Raw genomic sequence first — 3,472 nt, forward strand, 5'->3', positions numbered from 1 at the left:
CTAGCCATGGTCAACAAGACCTGATGCGTATGGAAACTACCATGCGTCACTTAGCCAATGCTACTAGTTCTATTTCTGGGAAACTGGGGGTGATGAATGAAAAAGCCAATAATATCAGTAGCGTTGTCACTACTATTACTAAAGTAGCGGATCAGACTAATTTACTATCCCTCAACGCTGCCATTGAAGCGGAGAAAGCGGGAGAGTATGGGGCTGGTTTTGCGGTTGTGGCTCGGGAAATTCGGCGGCTGGCAGACCAAACGGCAGTGGCTACCTTAGAAATTGAGACCATGGTAAAAGAGATGCAATCTGCTGTTTCAACTGGGGTGATGGAAATGGATAAATTTAGCAAAGATGTCAGTAATAGTGTCGAAAATGTCGGCAAGATTAGTGAACAAATTGCTAAAGTGATTGAGCAAGTCCAGAGCCTGATTCCCCAGTTTGAGATGGTAAATCAACGTGTGGAAAACCAATCGAAACGTGCTCAACAAATCAGCGAGGCAATGCTTCAACTAAGTGAAGCATCACAACAAACGGCTGACTCTCTAAGAGATACAAATCATGCTCTGGAACGATTGGATGATACTGCCCAAGGATTACAAACAGAAGTTTCGGTGTTCCAAGTTTAGAAAAGCCGAGTAGTAGGGTTGGGAGGGAGACCCTACAATTAGATTGGCTGCGTTATTGCAACCCTAAATCCTAGGTTAAAAATACTGTCCTTGAAAATAATACTGATATCCACTCTATATAATTATCTTGAATAAAAATCTGCGCCATCTCACCATCTGGCCAGGGTGCATCTCATTTTTGTTGTTTGACAAGGTGGTGCGTTACGGGGCGGGCTGTCTAAACCCTGGCTACGAGGCGGAAAGCGATGCAGCGCGGTCTTGGGGGTTTCCCCCATGAGCGACTGCATCAAGACAATGAGGCCCCCCCTAACACACCCTACGCAACTTTTTTACAAATATGAGATGCACCCTCTGGCCATCTCCCCATCAATCTTTTTTATGATAGGTATTCAACCGGACTTGATCTGAGTGCTGAGTGCTGAGTGCTGAGTGCTGAGTGCTGAGTGCTGAGTGCTGAGTGCTGAGTAATATGAAATAGCTTAATGCATGTTATATAGAGGTATTTGTTAATTGGGAATTGGTAATTTTTACTTGACGATTATCGATTACCGTAACCCAAAAAGACTGGGACTATTGGGTTTTGGAAGTGATTAATCGGACTTGATCTAATTTTACTATTGACAATTAATGGGACATGATATAATCCATCTAATTTCCAGAAAGGGACTATAGTAATTCTCAGCGACGTTTGAGCGATATTGCTTATCCTTGCAGGGGGTAGGCAGAGGGCACCAAGGCAAGAAGGTCTTAAAGGCAATCAGCGCCAATCAATACTGTACCTCATAGGTATGAGAAACTCTATAGACTAATTTGGGTTTTACCAGTCCCAAGTCAACCAGTATAAATTCCAGACTGTTTCGAAATGTTCACAAAAATTAATCACAGAATTTTCTTAGGAGCTTCAATCCCCATTATTTGTCTGATTGGATTAGGGTCAATTGTCTATTCAAGCGCGATGAGAACGTTTGAATTTGAATCTCAAATTGCGACCACTTCTTCAATCCTAGGACAAAGAGGCTGTCCAATAGAAGTCAACCTGATCGCTCATGGGCTTACGAAAATGGTGCGCAGTGTCCGAGCCTATTTTATTTCTCCTGCAGAGGGACGTTATAAGCAATCCTATCAAGAGGGCTATGAAAATTTTCGTCAATATAGTTCAGCGCTTAAGGCGCAAACTCAAGACACTATACAACGACAACTTTTGGATAATTACATTGCAGAAGGGGAGAAATTACATCAACTATCTCAACAGGTTTTCCGACTCGTAGATTCAGGCAAGATTACCGAAGCGACTGCTTTAGTTAAGTCAATTAATGCTGAAAATGTTGATAAGAACAGGGTGCAGATGATCAAACGGGCAGAAGCTCTCATGACGGAAGGGGTCAGACAATTCCAGGAACAACAGCGCTGGCTAATGAATGTGGTTTTGGTTGGGACTACATTATCGATAATACTGACTATCCTTATGGGTATATGGGTTACTTTGCCGCTACGAAGCAAGATCACTAGATTGCTAGGAGCAACCGAAAGGCTGTCTGCTGGAGATTTAACCCAGGCAATTGAAGTCTCTAAAGATCAAGATGAGATTGGACAAGTACTTGGTGCCTTGCAGACCATGACTGAAAACCTGAATTCATTGATCTATAAGGTGCAGCAGTCTGGTATCCAAATGACTAGCTCCACCACCCAAATTGCGGCCTCTGGTAAGCAATTAGAAGCAACCATGACCGAACAATTAGCCTCCACCAACGAGGTGACAACCACAGCTCAAGAAATTGCCAATACCTCTGGGCAATTAGTTCAAACTATGGAGCAAGTCGCTAAGCTGTCTCAAATTACTGCTGATAGCGCTAGCCATGGTCAACAAGACCTGATGCGTATGGAAACTACCATGCGTCACTTGGCCAATGCTACTAGTTCTATTTCTGGGAAACTGGGGGTGATGAATGAAAAAGCCAATAATATCAATAGCGTTGTCACTACTATTACTAAAGTAGCCGATCAGACTAATTTACTATCCCTCAACGCTGCCATTGAAGCGGAGAAAGCGGGAGAGTATGGGGCTGGTTTTGCGGTTGTGGCTCGGGAAATTCGGCGGCTGGCAGACCAAACGGCAGTAGCTACCCTAGAAATTGAGACCATGGTAAAAGAGATGCAAGTGGCGGTGTCAACTGGGGTGATGGAAATGGATAAATTTAGCAAAGATGTCAGCAATAGTGTGGAAAATGTCGGCAATATTAGTGAACAAATTGCTAAAGTGATTGAGCAAGTGCAGAGCCTAACCCCCCAGTTTGATATGGTAAATCAACGTGTGGAAAACCAATCGAAACGTGCTCAACAAATCAGCGAGGCGATGGTTCAATTAAGTGAAGCATCACAACAAACGGCTGATTCTCTAAGAGATACGAATAATGCTCTGGAACGATTGGATAATACTGCCCAAGGATTACAAACAGAAGTTTCGGTGTTCCAAGTTTAGAAGTAAGCCGTCAGCCTTCAGCTTTTTAATCACCGAAAACTTAGGGAAAAGGTTCTGGAGGCGAGGACATGAGTAGTCCTGGACAACCCTAAAGACGCGCTAAATAGCAATCCGTGTAGGAATTGTGATAATTTTTGATGCCATATTCTGATGATCCGCTGTTCCGATGATCCGCTGTTCCCAATGCTCAAGCTGATAGCTGATAGTTTAAGAATAGCGATCGCATAGGACAATCGGATATAGCGCTTTGCCACCCGTGCTAATTACAATAAGAACAAGTAGTCAGTAGTCAGTAGTTAGTAGTCAGGATTATGTATCATAACTTAACCTACACGCAAACCGCTATATGTTAAGCAAGCAAATT

3 protein-coding genes are annotated in these 3,472 nt (G+C 43.2%); 2 read left to right on the forward strand and 1 reads right to left on the reverse strand.

Going from position 1 to position 3,472, the window contains the following annotated elements; translation table 11 throughout:
- A partial coding sequence (locus F6J99_RS43365) for a methyl-accepting chemotaxis protein (RefSeq protein WP_293123211.1) occupies positions 1 to 629 on the forward strand: 629 nt, incomplete at its 5' end.
- Positions 630 to 778: 149 nt separating this feature from the next.
- Here the strand turns inward: F6J99_RS43365 and F6J99_RS43370 are convergent.
- Positions 779 to 904 (reverse strand): hypothetical protein, encoded by a 126-nt coding sequence (locus F6J99_RS43370; RefSeq protein WP_293123213.1) that lies wholly within the window; start codon positions 902 to 904, stop codon positions 779 to 781.
- A gap of 587 nt (positions 905 to 1,491) precedes the next feature.
- Here F6J99_RS43370 and F6J99_RS43375 point away from each other — a divergent pair.
- Positions 1,492 to 3,108 (forward strand): methyl-accepting chemotaxis protein, encoded by a 1,617-nt coding sequence (locus F6J99_RS43375; RefSeq protein ID WP_293123216.1) that lies wholly within the window; start codon positions 1,492 to 1,494, stop codon positions 3,106 to 3,108.
- Positions 3,109 to 3,472 lie beyond the last annotated feature (364 nt).

Source organism: Moorena sp. SIO4G3, assembly GCF_010692305.1.
In the GTDB taxonomy this organism is placed as follows: domain Bacteria; phylum Cyanobacteriota; class Cyanobacteriia; order Cyanobacteriales; family Coleofasciculaceae; genus Moorena; species Moorena producens_A.